The organism is Variovorax sp. 20P10.2.4, assembly GCF_058244205.1.
In genome coordinates this window covers 1-5,629 of the sequence record NZ_JBZAYE010000489.1, presented here as the reverse complement: position 1 = coordinate 5,629, position 5,629 = coordinate 1, and the positions used below count along the sequence as shown (strand labels likewise).

The 5,629-nt window shown below is 68.4% G+C and carries 2 protein-coding genes; both read left to right on the top strand.

What is annotated here, in order from left to right:
* The first annotated feature begins 88 nt into the window (after positions 1-88).
* Entirely contained in the window at positions 89-2,785 is a 2,697-nt protein-coding gene (gene tssH / locus AC27VN_RS30995) for a type VI secretion system ATPase TssH (RefSeq protein WP_490879036.1), read from the top strand.
* 52 nt (positions 2,786-2,837) lie between these two features.
* A partial coding sequence (locus AC27VN_RS30990; protein WP_490879035.1) for a type VI secretion system Vgr family protein occupies positions 2,838-5,629 on the top strand: 2,792 nt, incomplete at its 3' end.

Genomic DNA, 5,629 nt, shown 5'->3' with positions numbered 1-5,629 from the left:
GAGCCGTCCCGGTGGCGAGGCGCATCCGCGCGCGCCGGCCTTTCAATGAAACCCCTTTCGTTCGTCTTGAAGAGATACGGAGTCCTCCATGAGTGAAATCAGCCGCACCGCCCTGTTCGGGAAACTCAATTCGCTGGCCTACAAGGCCATCGAAGGCGCGACCGTCTTCTGCAAGATGCGCGGCAACCCGTACGTCGAGCTCGAGCACTGGTTCGCGCAGCTGCTGCAGGCGCAGGACTCCGACCTGCACCGCGTGATCCAGCACTACGGCCTCGACGTCTCGGTGATCGCCAAGGACATGACGGCCGCGCTCGACCGCCTGCCGCGCGGCGCCACCGCCATCAGCGACTTCTCACCGCACATCGAGAACGCGATCGAGCGCGCCTGGACCTACGCCACCCTGCAGTTCGGCGAGGCGCAGGTGCGCACCGGCTACCTGCTGGTGGGCATGCTCAAGACGCAGAGCCTGCGCAACCCGCTGTTCGGCCTGTCGAAGCAGTTCGAGAAGGTCAAGGTCGAGGACCTGGCCGAGAACTTCGTGAAGATCTGCGATGCCTCGCCCGAGGCCCAGATGCGCGCGCAGGACGGCACCGGCATGGGCAGCGGCGCACCGGGCGAGGAAGCGGGCGCGATGGCGCCGGCCGCCATGGGCAAGGGCGATGCGCTCAAGAAGTTCGCGGTCGACCTGACCGAGAAGGCCAAGAAGGGCGAGATGGACCCGGTGACGGGCCGCGACGAGGAGATCCGCCAGATCGTCGACATCCTGATGCGCCGGCGCCAGAACAACCCGCTCTTGACCGGCGAGGCCGGCGTCGGCAAGACCGCCGTGGTCGAGGGCTTCGCGCAGCGCCTGGCGCGCGGCGACGTGCCGCCGCAGCTCAAGGACGTGAAGCTGCTGACGCTCGACATCGGCCTCTTGCAGGCCGGCGCCAGCATGAAGGGCGAGTTCGAGCAGCGGCTGCGCCAGGTGATCGACGAGGTGCAGAGTTCGCCCACGCCGATCATTCTCTTCATCGACGAGATCCACACCCTGGTGGGCGCGGGCGGCGCGGCCGGCACCGGCGACGCCGCCAACCTGCTGAAGCCCGCGCTGGCGCGCGGCAACCTGCGCACCATCGGCGCCACCACCTGGGCCGAGTACAAGAAGTACATCGAGAAGGACCCTGCGCTGACCCGGCGCTTCCAGGTCGTGCAGGTGCCCGAACCCGACGAGACCAAGGCCATCCTGATGCTGCGCGGCGTGGCCAGCGTGCTCGAGAAGCACCACCGCGTGCAGCTGCTCGACGAGGCCATCGAGGCCGCCGTGAAGCTGTCGCACCGCTACATTCCCGCGCGCCAGCTGCCCGACAAGGCCGTGAGCCTGCTCGACACCGCCTGCGCGCGCGTGGCCGTGAGCCAGCATGCGACGCCGCCCGAGGTCGAGGACTGCATGCGCCGCATCGAGGGCCTGACGGTCGAGCAGGAGATCATCGGCCGCGAGGAGGCGATCGGCATCGACGTCACCAAGCGCGCGGCACAGGTGTCGGCGCTGCTGGCCGAGTCGAAGGCGCAGCTCGAGGTGCTCAATGCGCGCTGGCAGGAAGAGAAGGGCCTGGTCGACCGGCTGCTGGAACTGCGTGCGAAGCTGCGCACGGGAAACAAGCCGGTGGATGCGGCGGCCGCCGGCGAAGCCGCGCCCGCCGAGGCCGCGCCCGACCGCGCCGCGCTGCTGGCCGAGCTGCACGAGCTGCAGGCGAAGATCCACGCGGTGCAGGGCGAGTCGCCGCTGATCCTGCCCTCGGTCGACGAACAGGCCGTGGCCTCGGTGGTCGCCGACTGGACCGGCATCCCGGTCGGGCGCATGGTCAAGAACGAGGTCGAGGCGGTGCTCAAGCTCGCCGACACGCTGAACCAGCGCGTGATCGGCCAGAAGCACGGCCTCGAGATGATCGCGCGCCGCATCCAGACCTCGCGCGCGCGGCTGGACAACCCGCAGAAGCCGATCGGCGTGTTCATGCTGTGCGGCACCTCGGGCGTCGGCAAGACCGAGACCGCGCTGGCGCTGGCCGAGGCGCTGTACGGCGGCGAGCAGAACATCATCACCATCAACATGAGCGAGTTCCAGGAGGCGCACACCGTCTCCACGCTCAAGGGCGCGCCCCCGGGCTACGTGGGCTACGGCGAGGGCGGCATCCTGACCGAGGCGGTGCGCCGCCGGCCCTACAGCGTGGTGCTGCTCGACGAAGTGGAGAAGGCCCACCCCGACGTGCACGAGATCTTCTTCCAGGTCTTCGACAAGGGCTGGATGGAAGACGGCGAGGGCCGCATGATCGACTTCAAGAACACGATCATCCTGCTGACCACCAACGCCGGCAGCGAGCTCGTCATGAGCATGTGCCGCGACCCCGAGCTGCTGCCCGACCCGAATGCGCTGGCCGATGCGCTGAAGGCGCCGCTGATGAAGGTGTTCCCGCCCGCGCTGCTGGGCCGCATCGTCACCATCCCCTACTACCCGCTGTCGCCCGAGATGATGAAGAAGATCGTGCGGCTGCAGCTGGGCCGCATCAAGAAGCGCGTCGAGACCAACCACGGCGTGCCCTTCGAGTACAGCGACGCGGTGGTCGACCAGGTGGTCGCGCGCTGCCAGGACCCGGAATCGGGCGGGCGCGTGATCGACGCCATCCTGACCAACACCGTGCTGCCCACGATCTCGGTCGAGTACCTGCAGCGCCTGGCCGCCGGCGGCGAGATCCGCCGCGTCGCGCTCGACGTCAAGGACGCCGACTTCACCTACGCCTTCGATTGACATGGCGCCGCGGCCGGCACGCTGAGGCGCTCCCAACCAGAAAGACAGCAAGATGGCCGAGCACGAGTTCCGCATCGACAGCGAATCACCCGTCAACAAGGACCTGATGTTCTGGCGCATCGTGGGCCACGAGGGGCTGTCGCGCCCGTCGTCCTACGAACTCACCGTGCTGTCGCAGGACCGGACCATCGATCCGCGCCAGATCCTGGGCCACGCCTTCGACGTGGTGATCGGCTTCGCGGATGCCGACGACCAGAAGCACGAGCGGCATGCGCGCGGCCATGCGGTGCGCGTGGTGCGCGGCGGGCAGGTCGGGCGCTTCTTCGAATACCGCATCAGCCTGCGCTCGTGGTTCGGCCTGCTGACCAAGCGCATCAACTCGTGCATCCTGCAGGAGAAGCCGGTGCTCGACGTGCTCGATGCCGTGCTGACCGACAGCCCCATCAAGGCCCACGCGAAGACCGAGCCCGCGGGCGTGATCGGCGTGCACGAGGCGCGCCGCTACTGCGTGCAGTTCCAGGAGAGCGACTACAACTTCCTGTCGCGCATCCTCGAGGACGAGGGCGTCTACTACTGGTTCGATTCCTTCGACTCGCCGGGCGTGATGCACCTGGCCGATTCCACCGGCATGGCGCACGGGCCGCTGCCCGCCAAGGGCGTGCTGAACTACGCCGGCGACGGCGCGAGCGAGGCGCGCTTCAACGAGATCGAGCGCTGGGTCAGCGCGCGCCAGCTGCGCTCGGGCAAGTACGAGTCGCGCGACGTGAACTACAAGGCGATCAACACGCTGCTGAGCACGCACGGCGAGATGGTGCCCGCGCACGAGCTGGCGGACCTGGAGGTGTTCGAGTACCCGGGCGGCTTCTTCACGAGCGAGCAATCCGATGTCGTGCTCGAGGTCCGCGCGGGCGAGCTGCCGGCGCGGCAGACGCTGCACTGGGCCGTCACGCGCTGGCCCGATGTTGCGGTGGGCCACACCTTCACCTTCAAGGGCGATCCGGACGGCACGCGCGACGGCGACTACCTGATCGGCGGCTGCGTCTTCGTCGCCACCCATCCGGGCTACGAGGGCATGGGCACCTTCGTCGCGCCGCGGCCGACCGCGGAGCTGCTGCGTGAGGCGCTGCGCGACGACGCAGTCAATGCCGGCTGCACCGATGCCCTGCTCGAGCTGATCGACACCACGCCCACCTTGCGCGAGGGCGTGCGCGGCACCAGCGCCTTCCTGATCACCGCGCTGCCCGCCGACCACATCTTCCGTCCGCCGCGGCTCACGCCGCGCGTGACCATGCCGGGCCCGCAGAGCGCCATCGTCGTGGGCGGCAAGGGCAAGGAGCACGACGTCGATCCCATGGGCCGCGTCAAGGTGCACTTCCACTGGGACCGCAAGGATTTCCGCGACGACCGCTCGACCGCCTGGATCCGCGTCTCGCAGCCCTGGGCCGGCAAGGGCTGGGGCGGCTACTTCGCGCCGCGCATCAACCAGGAGGTGATCGTCGAGTTCATGAACGGCGATCCCGACCGGCCGATCGTCACCGGCCGCGTCTACAACGACGACCAGCCGATCCCCTACAAGTCGGCCACGCAGAGCGGCTTCAAGACCCGCTCCACGCCCGGCGGCGGGCCCTCGAACTACAACGAGATCATGTTCGAGGACAAGAAGGGGGGCGAGCTGGTCAACATCCATGCGGAGCGGAACATGTCGACCTCGGTGGAGGTGGACGATTCGCTGAGCGTGGGGCGCGACCAGACCGAGACGGTGGACCGCGACCGCACGGCGCTGGTCAAGCGCAACGAGAAGAACACGGTGGCGGAGATCCAGACCAACATCGTCGGCATCTCGCAGAGCAACACCATCGGCTCGGGCGGGCAGAAGACCCAGGTGCAGGGCTACCAGGAGAACATCTTCCATGCGAGCCAGAAGACCTCGGTCGTCGGCATGCAGGACCTGATCGTCACGGCGAACCAGAACGTGGCGATCGGCGGGTTCCAGAAGACGGTGGTGGGTGCCAACCACGACATCGGCGTGGTCGGTTTCCAGACCACCTCCGTGGGCGCCGACATGGCCTACCTGGTGACCGGCAACAGCAAGATGCAAAGCGGCGGCGAGCGCAATGACGTCACCGGCGGCAAGCACGCCATCATGGCCAACCAGGTCAAGCTGATCGCCAACTCCTCGATCGACATGATCGCGGTGGGCGACATCAATGCCACCTCGATCGGCTCCAACACCACCGTGCTGGGCTCCAACTCGAGCGGCTACATCGGCTCCAACAGCGAGGCCAACCTGGGCATGAACCGGTCGACCTTCATGGGGCTCAACATGAGCAACGCGCTGGCGGTCGACATCGCGAACTTCGCCGGCGTGCAGATCGAGAACACGGCCGCGGCGCGGCTGACCAACGTCGCCTCGGTGAACCTGAGCCAGAACGGCGTGGACCTCGACCTGCAGACGATGAAGATCATCTCGGGCGGCGGCGGTGCCGGCGCCGCGGCCAGCGGCGGCACCGCGGGCATGGTCACGGGCTTCGCCATCGGTGCCGCGGCCCTGATCGCCGGCCTGTTCGACGTGAACGCCACCTTCACCCAGTACGAGACGGCCAAGACCGAGCTCAAGAAGGCGGCCGAGGAGGCCGCCGCCCAGGGGCTGACGAGCCTGGCCGCCCGCCTGGGCGACATGGCGGCCATCGCCGAGCGGCGCGCCTACGAAGGCAAGCTGTCGATGATCCCGCTGGTGGGCGGACTCGGCATGGCGGGCGCGGAACTGCTGGGCGGAACCTACGGCCGGCGCACCGCCGATGCCTTGAGCAAGGCGGCGCCCGAGACCGCGGGCAAGGCCCCCGT

What these genes read in the sequence shown, in the direction of transcription:
- tssH (WP_490879036.1), top strand. Translation starts at nt 89, where the DNA reads ATGAGTGAAATCAGCCGCACCGCCCTGTTCGGGAAACTCAATTCGCTG.